This is a genomic window from Serinicoccus chungangensis, from assembly GCF_006337125.1.
In the GTDB taxonomy this organism is placed as follows: Bacteria; Actinomycetota; Actinomycetes; order Actinomycetales; family Dermatophilaceae; genus Ornithinicoccus; species Ornithinicoccus chungangensis.
This window is the reverse complement of sequence record NZ_CP040887.1, coordinates 2,838,308-2,860,526: the sequence shown is the minus strand read 5'-3', so window position 1 is coordinate 2,860,526 and position 22,219 is coordinate 2,838,308. Positions and strand designations below refer to the sequence as shown.

The following is a 22,219-nucleotide window of genomic DNA, read 5'->3' as shown; positions in this document are numbered from 1 at the left end:
CCCGGCGTCCGACCTCAGCGATCGGGTGCCGGTGCGGGCGAGACGTCACCGCTGTCCGCCGGCCGCCCAGGAGCCGTACTCGTCGTCCTCGTCGCCCTCCGCGTAGGAGGCGTAGGGGTCGTCATCGTCCTCGGGCTCGTCGTCGTCCTGCTCGTCCGACGGCGGGGAGTAGTCGAACTCGCCGCGCGAGGAGTGCAGCTCCCGCTCGAGTGCCGAAAGGTCGGTGTCCGGCGCTGAGTACTTCAGCTTCCGTGCCACCTTGATCTGCTTTGCCTTGGCCCGGCCGCGCCCCATGGCGTGACCCCCTTGTATCGAGTCTGCCGGGGCGGCATCGCTGGCTGATCGCTCAGGTCGCGGAGCCGGCCCGGGGATGTGTATTCCGTGGCCCTACGGTACATCAGTGCGGTCACGGCGCCCGCATCGGCCAGCGCCTCACCGGCGCCCGCGCTGCCAGGTGGCGGCCATGAGGGCGAGCACGCCCACGCCGCCCGCGGCGAGCAGCACCCACGCCCACACGGGCAGCCCGGAGGATGCGCCCGTCGTCGCGGAGTCGGCGCTCGTGGCGTCCTCGGAGGCGGCGTCGTCCGTCTGCTCCGGCGTCGTCTCGTCGGCCTCCTGCCCGGTCGAGGACTCGGTGGGCTCCGCCTCCTCGGACGTCTCCTCCTGGGGTTCCTCGGAGGGGGTCGGGGCCGGGGAGGCCTCCTCGGTGTCCTCCTCGTCGCCGCCGGTCACGGTGAAGCCGAACTCGCCGGAGATGGGGTGCCCGTCCTCGCTGGTCACCCTCCAGGCGACGGCGTAGTCGCCGTCCGCGAGGTCGTCCACCAGGTCCTGGGTCACCTCGGTGCCCTCGACCTCCGGCTCCCCGTCGAGGGCCGAGCCGCCGTCGGGGTCGGTGACGCTGACCGCGGCCCCGACCTCGGCGACCGCGCCGCTGAAGGTCAGGGTCAGCTCGTCCAGCTCCCCGGCCTCGACCGTCGCGCCGTCCTCCGGGTCGCTGCCGGTGAGCTCGTCGTGGGCCTGGGCCGGCAGCGGCAGGGCGACCAGGGCCAGGGCCGCGAGCAGGGCGGTGGAACGACGCATCGGTGACATGCGCTCGAGTCTAGGTCGCGCTCCTGGACGGCATACCCTGCCCGGGTGGAGCCGACGACCTACCGCACCCTCGCCGCTCCCGTCGTCGTCCGCACCGAGGAGCGGCGCTCGGTCTTCGAGTGCTGGCTGCGCCGGGTCGACGACGAGGACGCGGCGCGCGGCGTGGTCGAGGAGTCTCGCGCCGCGCTCTGGGACGCCGGCCACCACTGCTCGGCCTTCGTCCTCGGCCCGGACGGGGCGACGGTGCGCAGCAACGACGACGGCGAACCCGCGGGCACGGCAGGTATGCCGATGCTCGAGACGCTCACGCACGCGGGGGTGAGCGACGTGGTCGCCGTCGTCTCCCGCTGGTTCGGCGGGACCAGGCTCGGCACCGGCGGGCTGGTCCGCGCCTACTCCGGCGCCGTCCGCGTCGCCCTCGACGAGGCCCGGCTGCTGACCCGGGCCCGGGTGCGCGAGGTGGACGTGCGGGTGGGGCACGGGGTCGCCGGGCGCCTGGAGCACGACCTGCGGGCGCGCGGCGTGCACATCGCCGACACCCGCTATGGCCCGCAGGTGACCCTGCGGCTGCAGGTGCCGGTCGACCGGGCCGACGCCCTGCCCGACCTGCTGGCCGAGCTCACCGGTGGGGAGGCCGAGCCGGTGCCCGGCACGGCAGGGGAGTCCTGGGTCGACCTGGCCTGAGCGGGCCCGGCACACGCGCGCGGCGTTCCTCCTCGCCCCGCACCCGGGGCGCGGCTACGGTGGGCCGACGCCACCGATGTCGACCCCGGGGAGACGCACATGGAACCGATGGATCCCGTCTACGGAGCGGGGACGCTCCTCACCATCGCGGCCGTCGCCGTCGCGGTCCTGCTCTTCCTCATCATCAAGCTGCGGATGCACGCCTTCGTGGCGCTCATCAGCATCAGCTTCCTCACCGGGCTCGCCGCCGGCATCCCGTTCGGCGAGCTGGCCGGGGTGGCCACGAGCTTCTTCGGCAGCACCCTGGGAGCGGTGGCCCTCCTCGTCGGGCTCGGTGCCATGATCGGCCGGCTGCTCGAGGTCACCGGCGGCGCCCAGGTGCTGGCGGACACCCTCATCAACCGCTTCGGCGAGCAACGCGCCGCCTTCGCCCTCGGCGTCGCCGCCCTGCTCTTCGGCATACCGATCTTCTTCGACGCCGGGCTCGTGGTCTTCCTGCCCATCATCTTCTCGGTGGCCCGGCGCTTCGGCGGCTCGGTGCTGCTCTACGCCATCCCCGCGGCCGGGGCGTTCGCCGCGATGCACGCGATCGTCCCGCCGCACCCGGGCCCGGTGACCGCCGCCACCGAGCTCGGCGGCTCCATCGGCCTGAGCATGCTCATCGGCATCCCCGTCGCCTTCGTCGCCTGGTACGTCGGCGTCTACCTCTTCACCCGCGTCTACGCCGGCAACATCATGGTCCCGATCAACGACTCCATGCTGCGCGGCACCGTCTCGGGCGAGCCCTCGGACCTCGACGACGGCGACGACGACGCGCGCGCCGAGCGGATCGCCCGTGGCGAGGAGGAGGTGACCCCGCCCTCCTTCGGGCTGGTCCTCGGGCTGCTGCTCCTGCCGTTCCTCCTCATCGCGCTCAACACCGGCATCGGGACGCTGCGCTCGGCCGAGGTGCTGGGCGAGAGCGTCGCCCTCGACGCGCTCGTCTTCATCGGGCAGACGCCGGTGGCGCTGCTCATCACGCTGCTCGTGACGACCTACGTGCTGGGCACCCGGGGGCGTTCTCTCGCGACCGTCGAGACGCTCCTCAACGACGCGCTCGGCCCCATCTGCGCGATCATCCTCATCACCGGCGCCGGCGGGATGTTCGGCGGGGTGCTGCGCTACTCCGGCATCGGTGCCGCCCTCTCGGAGAGCCTGGCCGACCTGGGCCTGCCCCTCATCGTGTCGGCCTTCCTCATCGCCACCCTCCTGCGGGTGGCCCAGGGGTCGGCGACGGTCGCGCTGACCACGACGGCCGGGCTCATCTCGGCCGCCGTCACCGCGGAGGGGCTCTCCGACCTCAAGATCGCCTGCCTGGTGCTCGCCATCGCCGCCGGCGCCACGGTGCTCTCGCACGTCAACGACTCCGGCTTCTGGCTGGTCAGCCGCTTCTTCGGGATGGACGTCAAGACGACGCTGCGGACCTGGACGGTGATGGAGACCACCCTGGGCCTCGCGATCTTCCTCCTCGCCACCGGGCTGTGGGTGGTCGTGCCATGAGCCCCACGCCCGACCCCGCCGGACGGCCCCTCCACCTCGTCATCATGGGCGTCTCGGGCACCGGCAAGTCCACCATCGGTCTGGCCCTGCACGAGCGTCTGGGGTGGGAGTTCGCCGAGGGCGACGACTTCCACCCGCAGGCCAACGTGGACAAGATGACCAGCGGGCGGCCGCTCATGGACGAGGACCGCTGGCCGTGGCTGAAGGCGCTCGCGGCGTGGACGGCCGAGCGTAACGCCGCCGGCACCCCCACGCTGCTCACCTGCTCGGCCCTGCGACGGTCCTACCGCGAGGTCCTCACCGAGGGCGGCGCGGGCACGTGGTTCGTCCATCTCTCCGGTGACAAGGGCCTGCTCCTGGACCGCATGAGCGCCCGCGACCACTTCATGCCGCCCTCCCTGCTCGAGTCCCAGCTGGACACCCTCGAACCGCTCGAGGCCGACGAACGGGGGGCGGTCTTCGACGTCGCCAACCCGCCGGAGCGGATCGCCCGGATGGTCCTGGCCCAGCTCGACGAGGACTGAGACCCCCACCCCTAGAATGGGCGGTATGCCGTTCCCGCTCGACCAGCCCCTCCCGCGCGACTGGTGGGCCTCCGCCGTCGTCTACCAGATCTACCCCCGCAGCTTCGCCGACAGCGACGACGACGGCATCGGTGACCTGCGCGGCGTCCTGGACCGGCTGGACCACCTCGAGCACCTCGGGGTGGACGTCGTCTGGCTGAGCCCGGTCTACCGGAGCCCGCAGGACGACAACGGCTACGACATCAGCGACTACCAGGACCTCGACCCCACCTTCGGCACGCTCGCCGACCTCGACGAGCTCCTCGAGGAGCTGCACGCGCGCGGCATACGCCTCGTCATGGACCTCGTGGTCAACCACACCAGTGACGAGCACCCGTGGTTCCAGGAGAGCCGGTCGGCGCCCGGGTCGGCGCGCCGGGACTGGTACTGGTGGCGTCCGCCGCGGCCCGGGCACACCGGGGGAGAGCCGGGCGCCGAGCCCAACGACTGGCGCTCCTTCTTCTCCGGCCCGGCGTGGGAGTGGGACGCGGCGAGCGGGGAGTACTACCTGCACCTCTTCAGCCGCAAGCAGCCCGACCTCAACTGGGAGAACCCGGAGGTCAGGGAGGCGGTCTACGCGATGATGCGCTGGTGGCTCGAGCGGGGCGTCGACGGCTTCCGCATGGACGTCATCAACCTCATCTCCAAGCCGCTGGACCTGCCGGACGGCGACGCCTTCGCGCTGGTCGCCGACGGCCCCCGCATGCACGAGCTCCTCGCGCAGATGCGCGAGCGCGTCTTCGCCGACCACCCCCGCGCCTTCCTCACGGTGGGCGAGATGCCGGGCGTCACCGCCGAGGAGGCGCGGCTCTACACCGACCCCGCCCGGGGGGAGGTGGACATGGTCTTCCAGTTCGAGCACGTCGACCTCGGGATCGGCCCGGGCGGCAAGTTCGACCGGGTGCCGATCACCATGCCGCTGCTGCGCGCCAGCCTCATGGGCTGGCAGACCGCGCTCGCGGACACCGGCTGGAACTCGCTCTACTGGGACAACCACGACCAGCCGCGGGCGGTCAGCCGCTTCGGCGACGACGACCCGGCCTGGCGCGAGCGCTCCGCCAAGACCCTGGCGACGGTGCTGCACACGCTGCGCGGCACGCCGTTCATCTACCAGGGGGAGGAGCTCGGTATGACGAACCTCCCCTTCGCCTCGCTGGCCGAGCTGCGCGACATCGAGTCGCTCAACCACGTGGCGGAGCAGGAGGGCGCGGGCACCCCGGTCGAGGAGCTGCTGGGGGGCATCCGGGCGGTGGGGCGGGACAACGCCCGCACGCCCGTGCAGTGGACCGGCGAGCCCGGCGCGGGCTTCACCGGCGGGCGGCCCTGGATCGGGATCAACCCCAACCACACGGAGGTCAACGCGGCCGCGCAGACCGGTGTGCCGGGGTCGGTGCTGGAGCACCACCGGGCGCTCGTCGCGCTGCGCCACGACGAGGAGGTGATCGCCCGGGGGACGGTCCGGCCGCTGGCGATGGACCACCCGGACCTGTGGGCCTTCGAGCGCGAGCTCGACGGCGTCGCGATGCTCACCCTCGCCTCGTTCACCCGGGCGCCGGTGGTCGTCCCGCCGGAGCTGCTCGAGGGGTGGAGCGGGGCCGAGGTCGTGCTCACCACCTCCGCGGAGGCCGCCGGGGTCCTGGACGACGGGACGCTGCCGGGCTGGGAGTCGGTGGTCCTGCGCCGCCGGTGAGTCCTCAGGTCAGGGCCAGGCCCTCGGCCACGACGCGGCCGCGGTGCAGGACCGTGCGGTCCTGGGGGCGGTCCATCACCGCCGAGGTCGGGGTCTCCCCGGCCACCAGCACGAGGTCGGCCCGGTCACCGGGGGCCAGGCCCGGTCGGTCCTCCGTGCCCGCGAGCCGGGGGAGGTCGCGGTCCATGATGCTCGCGCCGCCGCGGGTGGCCACGGCCAGCGCGTGCTCGACCAGCGCGTCGGCCCGGAACCCGTGGGTGAAGGCCAGCTGCCAGGTGCGGTCGAGCATGTCGCCGTTGCCGTAGGGCGACCAGTAGTCGCGCTGGCCGTCCTGGCCGAGGCCGACCCGCACGCCGGCCTCGGCGAGCTGGGCCAACGGCAGCGTCTGCCGGCCTCCGGGGGCCACCGTGGCCGTGGCGATGTCCAGCTCGGCGAGGCGTTCGACCAGGCCGCGCGTCTGCGACTCGGTGCCGTCCCAGAGGCCGTAGCCGTGCGAGACGAGCACGTCGCCCTGCATCCCCAGCGCCTCGGTGCGCTCGCAGACGAGGTCGGCCGAGAATCGCCCCAGCTCGCCCGGCTCGTGCAGGTGGATGTCGACGGGCACGGCATACCGCTGCGCGAGGTCGAAGACGAGGTCGAGGTGCCGGACCGGGTCGCGGTCCAGGCTGCACGGGTCGATGCCGCCGACGACGTCGGCGCCGGCCCGCAGGGCGTCCTCGAGCACCCGGGCCGACCCCTCCTCGCGGAGCAGCCCGGCCTGCGGGAACGCGATGACCTGCACCTCGGCGCGGTCGCGGTGCGTCTCCCGCGCGGCGAGGACCGCCTCCAGCCGCTCGAGCCCGCAGTCCACGTCGACCTGCGCGAAGGACCGCACCCGGGTGGTGCCGCGGGCGACCATGAGGCCCAGCGTGTGCGCCGCCCGGTCGATGACGCCGACCTCCGCGTCCCGCCAGTGCGCCCGGTCGTTGAGCATCATCGTCCACACCCCCGGGCCGCCGGTGTGCGGCCGGAACGGCAGGCCGAGCCGGGTGGAGTCGAGGTGCACGTGCACGTCGCTGAAGGCCGGCAGCAGCAGCCGGCCGCGGCCGTCCAGCTCCTCCTCCGGCTGCCCCGGCGTCCCCTCCCCGGGCCCCGGGTCTGCGTCGCGAGCCTGGCGGGGTCCGAGGTGCGTGATGAGCCCGTCCTCCACCCGCACGTCGCTGGCCGGCCCGCCCCAGGGGCGCACGTCGCGGATCCACATGCCGCACAGCCTACGAGCGGGGCACGACACCAGGTGTCGTGCCCCGCTCGTCAGGGGGTGGTGGGTGCTCGGTGGCCCGGGCTCAGCCCTCGTCGCGCCTCGTCGGCTGGCCCTCGGGCTCCGGCGTCTCGGCCGGCTGCCCCTGGGCCTGGCCGGCCTGCTGCCCCAGGTCGGGAGCGACCTGCTCGGGCTGCTCCAGCTCGCCGAGCTGACCCTGCTCCTCAGCCGCGTGCGGCTTGGCGGCCTGACGGGCCTTCTCCGCCGCCTCGGCGATGGCCGTGTCGGCGTCCTGCTTGGAGCGCTTGCGGGTGGAGAGCTCGGCGTCGCGGGTCGCGCCCTCGGCCTCCTCACGGGCTCGGCGCAGCGCCTCGCGCGGGTCCTCCAGCATCGGGGCGTCCACCCCGAGGTCGATGTCGCCCGCCTCGGAGCTGATCCCGCTCGAGGGGGCGTCCAGACCGGCGGTGTCGGGGCCCTTGCCGCCGCCGAGCGCGTTGCCGATGCCGGCGAGGGCAGCGGTGAGCTCGGTCGGGACGACCCACATCTGGTTGGAGTCGCCCTTGGCGATCTCGGGCAGCATCTGGAGGTACTGGTAGGCCAGCAGCTTGCTGTCCGGGTTGCCCTTGTGGATGGCGTCGAAGACCTGCAGGATCGCGCGGGCCTCACCCTGGGACTCCAGGATCGCCGACTGGGCCGCACCCTCGGCCCGCAGGATCTGTGCCTGCTTCTCACCCTCGGCCGTGAGGATCTGGCTGCCCTTGACGCCCTCGGCGTTGAGGATCGCGGCGCGACGGTCGCGCTCGGCGCGCATCTGCTTCTCCATCGAGTCCTGGACGCTGGCGGGCGGGTCGATGGCCTTGAGCTCGACCCGGTTGACCCGGATGCCCCAGCGGCCGGTCGCCTCGTCGAGGACGCCGCGCAGCTGGCCGTTGATCATGTCGCGGCTGGTCAGCGTCTGCTCCAGGTCGAGCGAGCCGATGACGTTGCGGAGCGTGGTGACGGTGAGCTGCTCGATGCCCTGGATGTAGTTGGCGATCTCGTAGGTCGCCGCCTTGGGGTCCGTGGGCTGGAAGTAGATGACCGTGTCGATGGAGACGACGAGGTTGTCGCTGGTGATGACCGGCTGCGGGGGGAAGCTCACGACCTGCTCACGCAGGTCGACCACCGAGCGGGGCCGGTCGACGAAGGGCACGAGGAAGTGCAGGCCGGCGTCGAGGGTGCGGTCGTACTTGCCGAGCCGCTCCACGATGACGCTCGTCGCCTGCGGCACGATCCGGATCGCCCTGGCCACGGCCACGACGACGAAGAGCGCGAGCAGGAGGACGACGGCCCAGACGATGACGTTGATGGGATCCATCTAGCTTCTCCTTGGTTGGGTGCTGCTGACGTATGTGGTGCCGCGGGCGGTCAGTCGCGCGGCGGCTCGAGGTCGAACGGCTTGTCCTCCGGGGACGACGCGGCGACCACCGCGGTCGCCCCGTCGATGCGCACCACTGTGACCAGGTCGCCCTCGGCGAAGGTCTGCCCCTCCAGCTCGGCCCGGGCGGTCCAGCTCTCCCCCCGCAGCTTGACCAGGCCGGCCCGGTCGGAGACCGGCTCGAGCACGGTGGCCGTCTGACCGATGTTGCCCTCCATGAGGATCTTGCCGCCCTTGCCCTCCATGCGCAGGTGGCGCAGGGCCACCGGGCGCAGGGCGAAGACGAAGAGGCCGGAGGCCACCGCGAAGATCAGCACCTGCCAGATGAGACCGATGCCGAAGGCCCCCGCGACGACGGCCGCCACCAGGGCGCCGAGCGCGAGCATGAGGAAGAGCAGGTCGAGGGTGGTCATCTCGACGATGCCGAACGCCAGAGCGGCGCCGATCCACCAGAGCCACTGCGGAGAGTCGCGTAGCCAGTCGGGCATGTCGGGCTCCTTTCCCCTGTGACCATCGATCCTATGACGTGGACGTCAACGACGCGCGGTCGGTTCCCTCCCGCTCCGATCGGCCCCCCACCACCGCGTCACCGGATCACCCCATCCCCGCACCCCCGCACCACCCCAACCACCCCACCGCCCTCTCATCCCGCACCGGACGCGCGCCTGGGCCGCACCGGACGTGCGCCTGGGCCGCACCGGACGTGCGCCTGGGCCGCACCGGACGTGCGCCTGGGCCGCACCGGACGCGCGCCTGGGCCGCACCGGACGCGCCGCCCGGCCCTCACCAGAGGCCGGTGCCGGCCAGCCTCGGCAGCTCCGACCGCGTGGCGGTCGGGGTCGGAGCCGCCGTCTGCCCACCCGTCAGGGCCCGCTCGATGATCCCGAAGACCTGCTCGGTCTCGACGAGGAAGGCGTCGTGCCCGTAGGGGCTGTCGATGACCGCCAGCTCCCGGCAGGTGGGCGCGGACGCGACGACCTCGCCCTCGACCGGGGTGAAGAGCCGGTCGCTGGTCACCACGCCCACGGTGAGCTCGGCGGTGATCCGCTGCAGCGCGGCCGCGACACCGCCCCGCCCGCGCCCGATGTCGTGGCTGTTCATGGCCTCGGTGAGGACGAGGTAGGCGTTGGCGTCGAACCGGCGCACGAGTTTCTTGCCGTGGTGCTCGAGATAGGACTGCACGGCGTACCGGCCGCCGCGCAGCGCGTCCTCGCCGTCCTGCGCCCCGCAGCCGAAGCGCAGCGCCAGCTCCGCCGCCGAGCGGTATGTCGTGTGCGCGATCTGGCGGGCGATCTCCAGCCCGGCGCGGGGCCCGGGGCCGGGGTAGTAGTCGCCGCCGTGGAAGGCCGGGTCGAGCCGGATGGCGTGCAGCTGCGGGACCGACCAGGCGATCTGGTCGGCGCTCGCCACGGCGCTGGCGGCGAGGACGACGCAGCGCTGCACCCGGTCCGGGAAGGTCGTGGCCCACTCCAGCGAGCGCATCCCTCCGACGGAGCCGCCGACGACGAGGGCGAAGCGGTCGATGCCGAGACGGTCGGCCAGCAGCGCCTCCGCGTGCACCTGGTCGCGCACGGTGATCCGGGGGAAGGAGCTGCCGTAGGGCCGCCCGTCCGGCGCGGCCGAGGACGGGCCGGTGGTGCCGCCGCAGCCACCCAGGACGGAGGGCGCGACAACGAACCACTCGTCGGTGTCGATGGGGCAGCCCGGGCCGACGAGGCCGGGCCACCAGCCCGCGGTGGGCTGCCCCGGGCCCTGCTCGCCGACGACGTGGCTGTCACCGGTGAGCGCGTGCAGCACGAGCACGGCGTTGCCGCCGTCGGCGTCGAGGCGGCCCCAGGTCTGGTAGGTGACCCGGACGTCCTCGAGGATCTCCCCGGACTCCAGCGCGAGCGGTCCGACCGGCTGGGTCCGCCGTCGCGGGCGGGGCGGGTGGTCCTCGACCGGCAGGGCGCCCATGTCAGGCCGCCTCGGTGCCGCGGACCACGGCGGCCGAGGCGGCGAAGCCCCGGTCCAGATCGGCGAGGATGTCGTCGATGCCCTCGATCCCGACCGAGAGCCGCACCAGCCCGGGGGTGACCCCCGCGGCCCGCTGGGCCTCCGGCGTCAGCTGGGAGTGGGTGGTGCTGGCGGGGTGGATGACCAGCGAGCGGACGTCGCCGATGTTGGCGACGTGGCTGTGCAGCTCCAGGGCCGAGACGAAGGCGCGGCCGGCTGCCGCCCCGCCCTCGATCTCGAAGGCCAGGACGGCGCCCGCCCCGCCGGGCAGGTAGGTCCGCGCCCGCTCGTGCGAGGGGTGGCCGGGCAGCCCGGCGTAGGCGACCGAGGCCACCTGGTCGTGGGCCTCCAGCCACTGGGCGACCCGCTGCGCGTTGGCCACGTGCCGCTCGACCCGCAGGGACAGGGTCTCCAGCCCCTGGGCGATGAGGAAGGCGTTGAACGGCGACGCCGCCGGCCCGAGGTCGCGCAGCAGCTGGACCCGCGCCTTGATGATGTAGGACACGTTGGCGCCGAGCAGGCCGCCCTCGCCGAGCGCCTCGGCATACACCAGGCCCTGGTAGGACGGGTCGGGCTCGGTGAAGCCGGGGAACCTGCCGCCGCGGCCGTAGTCGAAGCGGCCCGCGTCGACGATGACACCGGCGATGGAGGTGCCGTGACCGCCGAGGAACTTCGTCGCCGAGTGCACCACGACGTCGGCGCCGTGCTCGATCGGGCGGCAGAGGTAGGGGGTCGCGACCGTGTTGTCCACGACGAGGGGCACGCCGACCTCGTGCGCGACGTCGGCGACCGCCCGCAGGTCCAGCACGTCGCTGCTCGGGTTGGCGATGGTCTCGCCGAAGAACGCCTTGGTCTCCGGGCGGGCGGCGGCGCGCCACGCCTCCGGGTCGGTCGGGTCCTCGACGAAGGTCACCTCGACCCCGAGACGAGGCAGGGTGTGCGCGAAGAGGTTCTGCGTGCCGCCGTAGAGGCTGGGGGAGGAGACCACGTGGTCGCCCGCGCCGGCGACGTTGAGGATGGCCAGGGTGACCGCCGAGGAGCCGGAGGCCACGAGCAGCGCACCGACGCCGCCCTCGAGGTCGGCGATGCGGTTCTCGACCGCCTCGGTGGTGGGGTTGGTGATGCGGGTGTAGATCGGCCCGAGCTCGGCCAGGGCGAACCGGTCGGCAGCCTGGTCGGCGTCGTCGAAGACGTAGGAGGTCGTCTGGTAGATCGGCAGGGCGCGTGCGCCGGTCTGGGAGTCGGGGGTCTGGCCGGCGTGGATCTGCCGGGTGGTGAAGTCGCTGTAGGTGCTCATCGGAGTCTCGTCTCTCGCTGGGGCTGCAGGGCGGTGGGTCACTCTGCTGAGCCCGCCTCAGCAGCGGGAGGGACGGGGCCGGGTGGTCGTCGGCGGCGCGTCGGCTGCGAGGGGTGGGCTCAGCAGCGGCGCATTCGGCGGGAGTGGCTCGACATGCGTCTGTTCTACAGGCGGCATGTCTCGAAGTCAATGCGAGTTCATGGGCTGCTGACAGCCTGATTCCGCAGGATCTGCGACATGCCTGCGCCATGGAGGGCATCGTGCGGTATGCCGCCGCCCCAGGTGCAGAGCGAGGTCGCCTCGTCGCTCGCCACGGAACCCGGGGTGGTGCAGAAATGATGCTGCATCGTGGTCGGCAGGACGACCGGTGTGCAGCACCGTTCCTGCACCACCGTGCTCAGCCACGCCGCTCGAGCACCCGGACGTCCGGCATCGGCGACGCGGGCCCCAGCGCGATCAGCTCGTCCACCCTGGCGAGGAAGCTCTCGGGGCGGGCGTGCAAGGTCCACGGGGACACGCCGAGCACCCTCGCGCCCACGGCCACCAGGGCGGAGTCCTTCTCGACGGTCGCGGCCCACCGGTCGCCGCCCCGGTCGTCGATCCCCTGGTGGTACTGCCGCGAGTGCACCTGCAGGGCCGCTCCCATCGTGGGCATCCAGCCGTCCGGGCAGGCGAGGAAGCGGCCGGTCCGCGCGTGCACGAGCCGGCAGTTGGTCAGCAGCACGGGAAGGTCCGGCCGCTGGTCCCACAGGCGGCGCAGCACCGCCTCAGGGCGGGACCAGGCGCCACCGGTGAAGGCCTCGAGCCCGGCGTGCACCCGATGCACCTGGGCCCCCGGGCGTTGCCACAGCTCGCCGTCCAACCCCGCCGGGGTGGCGAGCCCACGCTGCAGGATCGCGATGGCCAACGCCTCCTGCTCCGCCGGTGGCACCCGCTCCAGGCACGCCGCGTCCACCAGTGCCCGCGCGGCCGGTGCCACGGCCAGGGGCCCCTCGCGCCGCGCGGGGTCGGGGAGCCGGGTGGTCCGGACCACCCTCGCCCCGTCGTGCTCGCGCGCCCGGGCCGTCGCCGGCACGAGGAACGTCGCGACCTGTGGCGGCGGCGTGCGGACCCCGTGCTCGCCGAGGGCCACCAGCCCGGTGAGCACCGCGTCCCCGCCGGCCCACAACGCGGTGGCCGTGAGGAGGGCGTCGTGGCTCAGCGGCCCACGATGAGGTGACACGACGCGCGGGTAGGGCATGCTCCACGACGTCGAGCGGCGGTGCCGGATCTGCGCCGGCGTCCATCCCGCCCCCCGCAGCTGCCCGACGGTCGCGAGCCCGCGCTGGCCGGCGACGTCGGGGAAGGGCGGGTGCTGCGGTGCCATGCGACCATGCTGCCCCGGCGGGCCAGGCCCGCGCAGACAGCAGCCCTGCCCTGTGGACAAGGGTGGTGGTGCAGGAACGGTGCTGCGGCTCGGTCGCCAGGACGACCGGTACGCAGCACCGTTCCTGCACCACCACGATCAGAGGGTCACGGTGCCCACCGGCTCGAGGGTCGCGAGGTCGGCCACGTGCAGCGTGCCCTCGCCGAGGACCCACAGGTGGTCGCCGATGACGAGGGTGCGACGCGCGTGGTCCCAGGCCGCGGAGGTGTCGCCGCCCAGCTGGAGGCGCGGCCCCTGCGACAGCCCACCGGCGTCGACGTCGACGCCGGCCGAGACGACGCCCGTCCACTGCGCGGTCTCGGTCCAGGCCTCGGCGGGCAGGAAGAGCTGCCCGGTCCGCGGCCACCACGTGAAGGCCCGGTGGTCGTACTCCGCGCCGGACCCGTGGTCGGCCCAGGTCTGCTTGGCCACCTGCGTCGGGGCGGCCGGGTCGGAGATGTCGAACAGCGAGACCTGCAGCCCGGTCGTCCGGCCGTCGTCGGTGGCGTCCTGCCCGACGCCGAGCAGCAGGTCCTCGCCCACCGGGTGCAGGTATGCCGAGTAGCCGGGGATCTTCAGCTCGCCGGTCACCCGGGGCCGGCTCGGGTCGGAGGTGTCGAGGAGGTAGAGCGGGTCGGTCTGCCGGAAGGTCACCACCGCCGCGGTGTCGGGGGAGAGGTAGCGCACCGCGTAGATCTGCTCGGTCTCGCCGAGGCCGTCGACGCGCCCCTGCTCGACCAGCCGGTCGCCCTCCTCGGCGAGCACGACCAGCGAGCTGCTGGAGGGGGTGCTGCCGGACGCGTCGGTGGTCGTGGCGACCCGGATCGTCCCCTGGCTCTCGTCCAGGCTGAACTGGTTGAGCAGGCGCCCGGGCACGGTCCCCGAGGCGACGTGGTCGGTGGAGGCCGGGTCGGTGAGGTCGAAGGTGTGCAGCGCGGTGGTGGTCGCCCCTCCGGCGCCCCGCGGCATCGCGGCGTCCGCGCCGTCCGTGAGGGCCCAGGCCTCCCACGCGCTGGTGGCGACGACCAGGCGGTCGGTCGAGGCGTACACCGTGGAGCCGGAGGCGATCAGGCCCCCGGCGGAGGTGAGCTCGAGCTCGTCCTGCGCGAGGTCGAAGGTGAGGACGGACAGGGTGGTGAGCCCGGAGAACTCCGGCGGTCGGGCGACGTCCTCGCACGGCACCGCGAGCCGGGTGCCGTCGGAGCGGGTGCCCTGGACGGTCTGCAGGTGCGGCAGCCAGTCGTCGAGCGTCGAGGCCTCGACGATGGCCCGGTTGGCCCGCTCGGCCTCCTCCTCGGCGACCAGGCTGGCGGTGCGCGGCCGGACGAACGCCAGCCCGGGCGGCGCGGTGACCATGACGACCCGGGCGGTGCCGTCCTGCATCCGCGCGGACCGGTAGTCGCCCTCCAGCCGCAGCGTGCCACCGGCCGTCGGGTTCGCCGGGTCGGAGACGTCGACGAGGGTGACGACGGTGCGGGTGGGCTGGAACGCGGGGAAGGAGGTCAGCCCCTCGGCGGCGTCGGGGGTCGGCATGGGGGTGACCTGCTGCGGCCACTCCCGGGTGAGCACGATCACCTGTCCGGAGGTGCGGTCCAGCAGCAGCTCCGCGTCGGACCCGACGTCGCGCCCCGGCAGCCGCAGGGCACCGACCTCCGCCCGGGTGTCGACGTCGACGACGACGAGCCGGCCGCCGCGGGTGGTGACGAGGATCTCGCCGTCGGTCTGCAGGACGTCGGGCTCCTCCACGCCCTCCTCCTGGTTGTTGGTGCCGGAGAAGTCCGTGCCCTCCACGGCGGTCCCCGCGCCGTCGCCACCCCCGACCGAGCTGTCGGCGGCGCCGGAGTCCTCCGTCGCCATCTCCTCGCCGAACCACCCCGCCCCGGTGCCCAGGCCCCACGGTCCGACCCGCTCCAGCGCGTGCTCGTGGACGTAGTCGAGCAGCTCCTCGCAGGAGGTGAAGTCGGTGAGCTCGGCGGCCCCGGCGCGCGGCGGAGCGACGACGTCGGCCGGGGTGCAGGCCCCGAGCGCCAGCGGCACGGCGAGCAGGGAGGCGAGAAGGGCGGTGCGGCGGCCGGACGACGGTGTCATGGCGACTCGATCCTGGGGAGGGAGCTCCGGTGCGGGAGCCCGGGCCGGGAGGTGCTTCGGTCAGGCGTATGACGCGACGTCACCCTCGGTGGTTCCGTCCCTGCTGCGCGTCCGGTGCGGGACGCGGACCGGCCGCCCGTCCTGCGGGGGCAGGGCGGGCGGCCGGTCGATGTAGACGAGCGGGTCAGCGGTCGTCGTCGAGGTGGTGCTCCTCGGCGTACTCGCCCAGGTGGCCCTCCGCGTGGGCGGCCACCAGCTCCGAGCGGCCGGGGTAGCGGACGTCCTCGACCACCTGCTGCATGAGCTCGCTCGGCTCCTTGGTGAACTGGGAGACCACGACGATGGTGATGAGGTTGAGGATCATCCCGATCGTGCCGATCCCCGTCGCCGGGATGCCCAGGATCGGCTCGTTGCCGAAGAAGGTCGGCAGCGTCCACAGCTGGTAGAGCAGCGTCACGCTCAGACCGACCGCCATACCGGTCGCGGCCGCCGCGGCCGTCGCCTTCTTCCAGAAGATCCCGAGGAAGAGGATCGGGAAGAAGGAGGCGGCGGCCAGGCCGAACGCCAGGGCGACCACCTCGGCGACGAACCCGGGCGGGTTGATCCCGAGGTAGCCGGCCACGAGGATCGCAGCGGCCATGGCGATCCGGCCGACGCGCAGCTGCTGGGCGTCGGTGGCCCGCGGGTTGATCTTCTTCCAGTAGATGTCGTTGGCCACCGAGCTGGAGATGACCAGGAGCAGACCGGAGGCGGTGGACAGCGCCGCCGCCAGACCACCGGCCGCGACGAGGCCGACGATGGGTGCCGGGAGACCGGCGATCTCCGGGGCGGCCAGCACGACGATGTCGTTGTTGATCGCCAGCTCGGTGCCCTCGCCGATGGCCCCGGCGACGTCGATGATCCCGTTGCCGTTGAGGTCGGTGACGGTGATGAGCCCGACGTCGCTCCAGGTGTTGAACCACGCCGGGGTGTCACCGATCGCGCTGCCGGGGATCTGGGTCAGCACGTTGTACTTGCTGAACGCGCCGACGGCCGGGGCGATCGTGTAGAGCAGCGAGATGAAGAACAACGCCCACAGCGCCGAGTAGCGCGCGGCCCGCACCGACTTCGCGGTGTAGAACCGGACGATGACGTGCGGCAGCCCCGCGGTCCCGAACATCAGGGCGGCGGTGATGAGGACCATGTTGACCATGGAGGTCTGGGTGAAGGCCTCGGTGTAGGCCGCCAGCCCGAGGTCCTGCTGCAGCCCGTCGAGCTCGCCGAGGATCTGCCCGAAGCCGATCTGCGGGAACGGGTTGCCGGCCAGCTGCAGCGAGATCGCCACCGCGGGGATGATGTAGGCGACGATGAGGACGGAGTACTGCGCGACCTGGGTCCAGGTGATGCCCTTCATGCCACCGAGCACGGCGTAGAGGAAGACGATCGCCATGCCGATGACGACGCCCCACGTGCGGTCGACGCCGAGGAAGCGCTGGAAGACCACGCCCACCCCGGCCATCTGCCCGGCGACGTAGACGAAGGACACGACGAGCGCGCAGACCACCGAGACCAGGCGGGCGGTCTCGTTGTAGCGGTCGCCGACGAAGTCCGGCACGGTGTACTTGCCGAACTTGCGCAGGTAGGGGGCCAGCAGCAGCGCCAGCAGCACGTAGCCGCCGGTCCAGCCCATGAGGAAGACCGAGCCGGCGTAGCCGTTCTGGCTGAAGGCGATGAGGCCGGCCATCGAGATGAACGACGCGGCGCTCATCCAGTCGGCCGCGACCGCAGCACCGTTGGCCGGCGCGGGGATGCCGCCGCCGGCGACGTAGAACCCGGCCGTGTCGGAGACCCGGCTGCGGTAGGCGATCCAGATGTAGAAGCCGAAGGTGAGGACGACGAAGACGAGCGTCCAGGCCTGGATGGGGCTCACTGGTGATGCACCTCCTGCTCGTACTCGGTGATGCCGAACTCCGCGTCCAGCTTGTCCATCCGCCAGACGTAGAAGGCGATGAGCAGCACGAAGACGATGATCGCGCCCTGCTGGGCGAACCAGAACCCGAGCGGTATGCCGAAGATGCTCACGGCGTTGAGCACGTCGACGAAGAGGATGCCGGCGCCGAAGGACACCAGGGCCCAGATCACCAGTAGGACCGACATCAGGCGGACGTTGCGCCGCCAGTACTCACGTCGTTGGTCGACGTCAAGCATGGAGCCTCCTTGCTCTGCAGGACGGATGTGGCCAGCAGGCCCACCGAACACGAGGCCGTGACGCAGGGGCAAGGAGCGCACCGGGGTGCTGCGCCGAACGGTGCGGGCGGTGCGCCGAGCGGCGAGGCCCCGGCGACGAGTGGCGCCGCCCGTGACGTGGCCGGTCCGCGCGCCCCGGGCCGGGCGGGTGCGGAGGCGGCCCGGGCGACGGGACGTGGCATACAGTGCCGCTCATGCGCTCCCGACGCGCCCCGGGCCAGGGCCGGCTGCTCCTCGCCGCGGGCATGATGGTCCTCGGCGGCTTCCTGCCCTGGGTCTACACGTATGTCGGCCCGGTCAGCGGTGCCGTCGGTGCCGGGCTGTGGGTGTTCTACGCGGGGCTGCTCGCCTTCGCCGGGGGGATGGTGCCCGCCGTCCGCCTGCGCGGGCTCGTCGTCGCCCAGTCGGTGGTGTGCGCGGTCGTGGCGCTGGGGCTCCCGCTCTGGCAGGTGGTGCACCTGCTGCGGCTGCTGGGTCTCGAGGGGTGGATGCCCGGCCCGGGCCTGGTGCTCAGCGCCTTCGGCGGGGTGCTCTGCCTCCTGGCCGCCCGGCAGCTGTCGCAGGTCCGGCCCGTCCAGGCCTGAGCCGTGGACGCGGAGCAGCTGCGCGAGCGGGTCCTGGAGCTGGAGGACCTGCGGGCGCGCTCCCGCCGCCTGCGGCTCTCCCGGGAGCGGCTGCAGCCGCGCCTCGACCGCGACCGGGCGCTGCTCGCCGCGCGCACCCGGCTCCGCGACGCCCACCAGGGCGACGTCGACCGGCTGGACCGGCAGGGCCCGCACCGGTGGATCGCCTCCCTCGACGGGTCGCTCGAGGAGCAGCGCGAGCGTGAGCGGGCGGAGGTCGAGGAGGCGTCCCAGCGGGTGGAGGAGGTCCGGGCCCGCCTCGCGACCCTCGCCCTGGAGGCCGACCAGCTCGACGGGGACATCGCGGCGCTGGGCGACACCGAGACGCCTTACCAGGAGGCGCTGGCCGACCTGGTGCTCGCGGCACGGGCGGGCGCGCCCCGCCCTCCGGTCCGCACGACGACCGAGCCGCCGCCGGAGGAGCAGATCGTCACCTGGGCCGAGCGGCGGCAACGGGCCATCACCCAGCGTGCCGACGTCGAGGTCCTGCTGCCCCAGGCCCGGGCGCTGGTCCCCCTCGTGAGACGGATCACCGCCCGGATCCCCGTCGTCGCGGCCGGGATGGAGGCCTCGGCGATGGCGACCGACGTGCACGGTGCGGCCTTCTGGTCCGACGGGCTGAACGAGCTGCGCCGCCGGGTCGCCGCGGCGGACGAGACCGTCCTGCGGCTGCGCGAGGAGGTCGACAGCTCGCAGCTGCCCGACCTGCCGCTGCCCGACCTGGCCGGCTTCCCGGCGCCGTCACCGGGCCGGCTGCGGATGGTCGACTACGCGGAGGTCGAGACCCGGATGGAGGAGGCGCAGCGGTGGGGCGAGCGGGTCCTCGCCGAGGCCGAGGCCCTGGTGGCGGAGCTGCTGAGGCTGCGCGAGGAGCTGGCCGACGCCTGAGCGGCCCGCTCGCACGCACCGCAGGCGCCGGCCGGCCCCCGAGGGGTCCGACCGGCGCGGCCACCGCTGCTGAGGGGGAGTCCCTGCCCCGTCAGCGGGCGGCGTCCTCGCGGGGCCGGCGGCCCTGGGCGCGGGTCCACACCCAGTAGCCCACGGCGGCCAGTGCGACCACCCCGACGAGCTCGGGGAGGATCGCGGCGAGGAAGGACAGCCCGCCGCCGAGCACACCCAGCGCGGCGAGCGCGCCGAGGGCGAGGACGACGACGGAGCGGCCCCGGCCGTCGCGGAGGCCGCCCTCGAGGTGGGTGCGTCCCGTGCGGTCGGGCAGGAGGGTCCAGGCGATGAGGTAGATCCCGACGCCGACGCCACCCAGGAGGGCGACGAGGACGGCGGCGGCGCGGACGGCGATCGGGGCGACACCGAGGCGGTCGGCCACGGTGGCGCAGACGCCGCCCAGCACCGCGTCGTCGGTGCGGCGAGCGGGGAGGCGGCGCAGCGCGGCATACACGCCGTCGAGCGCGGAGGAGCGGTCCTCCCGCTCCTGCTGCGGACGCGGCTGCGGCAGGATGGGAGGGAGGTCGCTGGCGGGGGCGGGGCCGGTGTTCTCGTTCATGGGCTCCAGCCTGCCGGGGCCGCGGCGACCGGACGACCGGGCAGGCTCCCGGAACGGGGAGGGGGATATCCCCCCTCGGGCCGCGGCGGCGATTCTCCCCCGGATGGGGGCGGCCGGCGCATAGGGTCTACGCATGTCCACCGCCGGGAGCCCTGCCACCTCGGTGCTCATCCTCGCGCACACCCGCGACCGTGGTGCGGTGACCGCGGCCCGGGCGTTGCGCCGGGCCGGCTGGCGGGTGGGCGTGGGGTCCTCGCGCCCCGGCGCCGGCCTGGTCGGCGCCTCGCGCGCCGTCTCCCGGACCCATGTGGTGCCCCGACCCTCGGGTGACCCCGCGGCCTTCGTCGCCGGCGTCCGGAGGGCGAGCCGCGAGGGAGGGTATGCCGTGGTCGTCGGCTCCGGCGACGACTGGATGGCGGCGCTCACGCACCACCGCGACCACCTCGACGGCACGGTGGCCCATCCTCCGGCGTCGGTCGTCGGTGCGGCGACGGACAAGCTCGTCCTCGCCCAGCTGGCGACCCGGGTCGGGCTGGGCACGCCGTCGACCTCGCCGCTGCCGCCCGGCTCGACCGCCGACGTGCCCCTGCCGGTCGTGGTGAAGAACCGCTGGCACTGGTCGCCGCAGCAGAGCCGGACCCACCGCATCGAGACGCGGGTGTGCTCGACCCGCGAGCAGCTGACCGAGCACCTGCGGGCCTTCGAGGTCTCGCAGGACCAGCCGGTGCTGCAGGAGCCGGTCGAGGGCCACCTGGCCGCGGTCATCGGCGTCATGCACGAGGGCCGCCTCGTCGGCAGGGTGCAGCAGGTCTCGCCGCGCCTGTTCCCCACCCCGTCGGGGGCGTCCGCGCGGGCCCGCACCGTCCCGGTCGACCCCGACCTCGCGGACCGGTGCGAGGACCTGCTGCGCCGCCTGGGGTGGACCGGGCTGGTCGAGCTGCAGTTCCTCGTGGGCGCCGACGGCGTGCACCGTCTCATCGACCTCAACGGCCGGTTCTTCGGCTCGCTGGCCCTCAGCGAACGGGCGCGTCCGGGCCTGGTGGACGCCGGGCTGCGGGCGGCGACCGGCGCTCCCGTGCCCCGCCTCGACGAGGGCCGCCCGGGGGTGCGCTACCAGTGGCTGGCCGGCGACCTGCGGCGTGCTCGCCAGGAGAGGCGCGGGGGAGCGGCGCTGGACCTCACGGCCACCCTGTGGTGGGCCACCCGGGCCCGGCACAGCGTGGCGGCGGTCACCGACCCCGGGCCCGCGCTGCACCTGCTGGCCGGCAGGGTCGGGGCCGGTGCCGGCGGCGTCGTCGACGACCGGGTCGGCCCCACGGCCGGCACGTCAGCGCCGGCGCACCTGCCGCACCACCTGGAGGGCGACGTAGCGCTCCGGGGCCCGCAGCAGCGCGAGCGCGAGCTGGTAGGTCACGGCGGCGACGACAAGGGCCAGGCCGGCGCCCGCCCAGGCCTGCTCCAGGCCCGCCAGCCGCACGACGTACCACGTGGTCAGGGCCGCACCCAGGCCCGCGACCGCGGCGCGGCCTAGCATCGGCACCGTGCTCCGGCCGGGCACCAGGCCGTGCCGGCGGGCCGCGAGCCAGCCGGTCAGCACCGCGGCCACCAGCAGCGACGCCGACGTCGCCACGACGATCCCGGCCACGCCGAGGACGGGGGCGAGCGTCAGGTCCCCGACGACGTTGACGACCATCGCCAGCACGCCCACGGCCACCGGCCCGCGGGTGTCGCCGACCGCGTAGCACGCGCTGACGAGCACCTGCCGGCAGGCCAGCGCCAGCAACCCCGGCAGGAAGCACACGACGGCCACCGCGGTGACCTGCACCGCGCGCTCGTCGAAGGCCCCCCGGCCGAACGCCAGGGTGACCACCTGCTGCGGGGCGGCGAAGAAGGCGACGGCGACGGGCGCGAGGAGGGTCAGCGAGACCGCGAGACCGCGGTGCACCAGGGCGCGCAGCCGCTCCCGGTCCTGCGCTCCCGCCGCCGCCGCCATGGCCGGGTAGAGCGGCGCCACGAGCGCCGCCACGACGAGCATCTCGGGCAGGTTGACCAGCCGCCAGCCCAGGAAGACCGCGGTCACCGCCCCGTCCCCGACGGTGGAGGCCACGGCCCGGTCGACGATGGTGTTGACGTTGAGCATCGCCTGGCCGAGGAGCAGCGGGGGCAGCAGCCAGCCGATCTCCCTGACCCCCGGCGACCGCAGGTCGAGACGGGGGCGGACCGGCCAGCGGTGCCGGGCGACGGGGACCAGCTGCAGGGCCAGCCGCGCGAGCGACCCGACGACGAAGCCGACCGCGAGGGCGACCACGCCGATGCGCGGCCCCAGCAGCCCGGCGGCGGCGATCATGACGAGGTTGAACGGCACCCCCTGCAGGGCACCCCAGCGGAAGACCCCGTGCGCCTGGGCCAGGGCCACCAGCAGATCGGTCGCGGCGACGAGCACCGTCGTCACGAGGACGATCCGGGTGAGCAGCACGAGCAGGTCGGCGGCCTCGCCGTCCAGTCCCGGGGCCAGCACCCGGGAGACCGGTGCGGCGGCCAGGCCGAGGGCGACGCTGAGGGCGCCGATCCCCACCACGGCCAGGGTGAGGACGACGTCGAAGGTCCGGTGCCCGGAGCACCGGTCCTCGCCGTCGGCCTCGCGGGCGAGCACCGGCGTCGCGGCCCGGGTGAGGGACGTGCCGAGCAGCCCCAGGACGATGTTGGCCAGGCCGAGCGCGACGAAGTAGGCGTCCAGCTGCGGGCCGGCGCCGTAGACGGCCGCGATGACGGCGTCCCGGACGAAGCCGAGCAGGGTCGAGACGCCGGTCAGACCGGCGACGAGCACGGCGGCGCGCCCGATGCTCCAGCGGGCAGCCACGGGCG

The 22,219-nt window shown here is 74.0% G+C and carries 19 protein-coding genes and 1 pseudogene; 7 read left to right on the top strand and 13 right to left on the bottom strand.

All coding sequences use genetic code 11. The annotated features are described in order from the left end of the window. Nucleotides 1–45: 45 nt before the first annotated feature. Together FHD63_RS13130 and FHD63_RS13125 are read right to left on the bottom strand one after the other, a co-directional pair. On the bottom strand, nt 46–258 hold the full coding sequence (locus FHD63_RS13130; RefSeq protein WP_420853105.1) for a DUF3073 family protein: 213 nt from the start codon (nt 256–258) through the stop codon (nt 46–48). Nucleotides 259–432: 174 nt separating this feature from the next. Then, nucleotides 433–1,089 (bottom strand): copper resistance CopC family protein, encoded by a 657-nt coding sequence (locus FHD63_RS13125; protein WP_139722414.1) that lies wholly within the window; start codon nt 1,087–1,089, stop codon nt 433–435. Nucleotides 1,090–1,134: 45 nt separating this feature from the next. On the opposite strand from FHD63_RS13125, the gene FHD63_RS13120 reads away from it, so the two are divergent. From FHD63_RS13120 to FHD63_RS13105, 4 genes are all read left to right on the top strand, one after another. Beyond that, nucleotides 1,135–1,773: an IMPACT family protein gene (locus tag FHD63_RS13120; protein WP_139722413.1), complete on the top strand. Its 639-nt coding sequence runs from the start codon at nt 1,135–1,137 to the stop codon at nt 1,771–1,773. A 99-nt stretch (nt 1,774–1,872) separates the two neighbouring features. After that, nucleotides 1,873–3,312: a GntP family permease gene (locus tag FHD63_RS13115; RefSeq protein ID WP_139722412.1), complete on the top strand. Its 1,440-nt coding sequence runs from the start codon at nt 1,873–1,875 to the stop codon at nt 3,310–3,312. After that, nucleotides 3,309–3,836 (top strand): gluconokinase, encoded by a 528-nt coding sequence (locus FHD63_RS13110; RefSeq protein ID WP_139722411.1) that lies wholly within the window; start codon nt 3,309–3,311, stop codon nt 3,834–3,836. Before FHD63_RS13115 ends, FHD63_RS13110 begins: the two co-directional genes overlap by 4 nt. Before the next feature lie 25 nt (nt 3,837–3,861). Then, nucleotides 3,862–5,565 carry an alpha-glucosidase gene (locus FHD63_RS13105; protein ID WP_139722410.1) on the top strand — a complete coding sequence of 568 codons (1,704 nt, stop codon included), beginning with the start codon at nt 3,862–3,864 and terminating at the stop codon, nt 5,563–5,565. A 4-nt stretch (nt 5,566–5,569) separates the two neighbouring features. On the opposite strand, the gene FHD63_RS13100 is transcribed toward FHD63_RS13105, so the two are convergent. From FHD63_RS13100 to FHD63_RS13060, 9 genes are all read right to left on the bottom strand, one after another. Further along, nucleotides 5,570–6,805 carry an amidohydrolase family protein gene (locus FHD63_RS13100; protein WP_139722409.1) on the bottom strand — a complete coding sequence of 412 codons (1,236 nt, stop codon included), beginning with the start codon at nt 6,803–6,805 and terminating at the stop codon, nt 5,570–5,572. An 82-nt stretch (nt 6,806–6,887) separates the two neighbouring features. Next, the gene (locus tag FHD63_RS13095) at nt 6,888–8,159 is read right to left on the bottom strand and encodes an SPFH domain-containing protein (protein ID WP_139722408.1); all 1,272 of its coding nucleotides are present in this window, start codon (nt 8,157–8,159) and stop codon (nt 6,888–6,890) included. 50 nt (nt 8,160–8,209) lie between these two features. Then, nucleotides 8,210–8,707, bottom strand: a complete 498-nt coding sequence (locus tag FHD63_RS13090; protein ID WP_130011347.1) for an NfeD family protein — start codon at nt 8,705–8,707, stop codon at nt 8,210–8,212. A gap of 295 nt (nt 8,708–9,002) precedes the next feature. Next, on the bottom strand, nt 9,003–10,175 hold the full coding sequence (gene metX, locus FHD63_RS13085; RefSeq protein ID WP_238705668.1) for a homoserine O-acetyltransferase MetX: 1,173 nt from the start codon (nt 10,173–10,175) through the stop codon (nt 9,003–9,005). Between the two features lies 1 nt (nt 10,176). Next, nucleotides 10,177–11,511: a bifunctional o-acetylhomoserine/o-acetylserine sulfhydrylase gene (locus tag FHD63_RS13080; RefSeq protein ID WP_139722407.1), complete on the bottom strand. Its 1,335-nt coding sequence runs from the start codon at nt 11,509–11,511 to the stop codon at nt 10,177–10,179. 397 nt (nt 11,512–11,908) lie between these two features. Beyond that, the gene (locus tag FHD63_RS13075) at nt 11,909–12,877 is read right to left on the bottom strand and encodes a hypothetical protein (RefSeq protein ID WP_139722406.1); all 969 of its coding nucleotides are present in this window, start codon (nt 12,875–12,877) and stop codon (nt 11,909–11,911) included. Between the two features lie 138 nt (nt 12,878–13,015). Next, nucleotides 13,016–15,004 (bottom strand): beta-propeller domain-containing protein, encoded by a 1,989-nt coding sequence (locus FHD63_RS13070; protein ID WP_139722405.1) that lies wholly within the window; start codon nt 15,002–15,004, stop codon nt 13,016–13,018. Between the two features lie 184 nt (nt 15,005–15,188). Further along, nucleotides 15,189–16,913, bottom strand: coding sequence for a sodium:solute symporter family protein (locus FHD63_RS13065; protein ID WP_139722404.1), 1,725 nt, complete (start codon nt 16,911–16,913; stop codon nt 15,189–15,191). Continuing rightward, a complete protein-coding gene (locus tag FHD63_RS13060; RefSeq protein WP_139722403.1) occupies nt 16,910–17,191 on the bottom strand; it encodes a DUF4212 domain-containing protein in 282 nt (93 codons plus the stop codon). The genes FHD63_RS13065 and FHD63_RS13060 overlap by 4 nt, the downstream gene beginning before the upstream one ends. Before the next feature lie 233 nt (nt 17,192–17,424). Here FHD63_RS13060 and FHD63_RS13055 point away from each other — a divergent pair, with 233 nt between their 5' ends. Together FHD63_RS13055 and FHD63_RS13050 are read left to right on the top strand one after the other, a co-directional pair. Further along, entirely contained in the window at nt 17,425–17,814 is a 390-nt protein-coding gene (locus FHD63_RS13055; protein ID WP_139722402.1) for a hypothetical protein, read from the top strand. Between the two features lie 3 nt (nt 17,815–17,817). Further along, nucleotides 17,818–18,741, top strand: coding sequence for a hypothetical protein (locus tag FHD63_RS13050; protein ID WP_139722401.1), 924 nt, complete (start codon nt 17,818–17,820; stop codon nt 18,739–18,741). 91 nt (nt 18,742–18,832) lie between these two features. Here the strand turns inward: FHD63_RS13050 and FHD63_RS13045 are convergent, their stop codons facing one another. After that, nucleotides 18,833–19,354 carry a PspC domain-containing protein gene (locus FHD63_RS13045; protein ID WP_158296779.1) on the bottom strand — a complete coding sequence of 174 codons (522 nt, stop codon included), beginning with the start codon at nt 19,352–19,354 and terminating at the stop codon, nt 18,833–18,835. A gap of 133 nt (nt 19,355–19,487) precedes the next feature. On the opposite strand from FHD63_RS13045, the pseudogene FHD63_RS16985 reads away from it, so the two are divergent. Then, nucleotides 19,488–20,465: pseudogene (locus FHD63_RS16985) on the top strand (ATP-grasp domain-containing protein); the annotation flags it as partial. 216 nt (nt 20,466–20,681) lie between these two features. Here FHD63_RS16985 and murJ read toward each other — a convergent pair. Then, complete coding sequence (gene murJ / locus FHD63_RS13035) at nt 20,682–22,214, bottom strand: murein biosynthesis integral membrane protein MurJ (protein ID WP_139722399.1); 1,533 nt, start codon at nt 22,212–22,214, stop codon at nt 20,682–20,684. Between the last annotated feature and the right edge of the window lie 5 nt (nt 22,215–22,219).

Bases quoted from the DNA above. Each gene is read 5' to 3' on its own strand.
- FHD63_RS13100 (WP_139722409.1), bottom strand. From the start codon at position 6,805: ATGTGGATCCGCGACGTGCGCCCCTGGGGCGGGCCGGCCAGCGACGTG.
- FHD63_RS13075 (WP_139722406.1), bottom strand. From the start codon at position 12,877: ATGGCACCGCAGCACCCGCCCTTCCCCGACGTCGCCGGCCAGCGCGGG.
- FHD63_RS13090 (WP_130011347.1), bottom strand. From the start codon at position 8,707: ATGCCCGACTGGCTACGCGACTCTCCGCAGTGGCTCTGGTGGATCGGC.
- FHD63_RS13105 (WP_139722410.1), top strand. From the start codon at position 3,862: ATGCCGTTCCCGCTCGACCAGCCCCTCCCGCGCGACTGGTGGGCCTCC.
- FHD63_RS13045 (WP_158296779.1), bottom strand. From the start codon at position 19,354: ATGAACGAGAACACCGGCCCCGCCCCCGCCAGCGACCTCCCTCCCATC.
- FHD63_RS13055 (WP_139722402.1), top strand. From the start codon at position 17,425: ATGCGCTCCCGACGCGCCCCGGGCCAGGGCCGGCTGCTCCTCGCCGCG.
- FHD63_RS13125 (WP_139722414.1), bottom strand. From the start codon at position 1,089: ATGTCACCGATGCGTCGTTCCACCGCCCTGCTCGCGGCCCTGGCCCTG.
- FHD63_RS13060 (WP_139722403.1), bottom strand. From the start codon at position 17,191: ATGCTTGACGTCGACCAACGACGTGAGTACTGGCGGCGCAACGTCCGC.
- FHD63_RS13115 (WP_139722412.1), top strand. From the start codon at position 1,873: ATGGAACCGATGGATCCCGTCTACGGAGCGGGGACGCTCCTCACCATC.
- FHD63_RS13080 (WP_139722407.1), bottom strand. From the start codon at position 11,511: ATGAGCACCTACAGCGACTTCACCACCCGGCAGATCCACGCCGGCCAG.
- FHD63_RS13110 (WP_139722411.1), top strand. From the start codon at position 3,309: ATGAGCCCCACGCCCGACCCCGCCGGACGGCCCCTCCACCTCGTCATC.
- metX (WP_238705668.1), bottom strand. From the start codon at position 10,175: ATGGGCGCCCTGCCGGTCGAGGACCACCCGCCCCGCCCGCGACGGCGG.
- FHD63_RS13070 (WP_139722405.1), bottom strand. From the start codon at position 15,004: ATGACACCGTCGTCCGGCCGCCGCACCGCCCTTCTCGCCTCCCTGCTC.
- FHD63_RS13095 (WP_139722408.1), bottom strand. From the start codon at position 8,159: ATGGATCCCATCAACGTCATCGTCTGGGCCGTCGTCCTCCTGCTCGCG.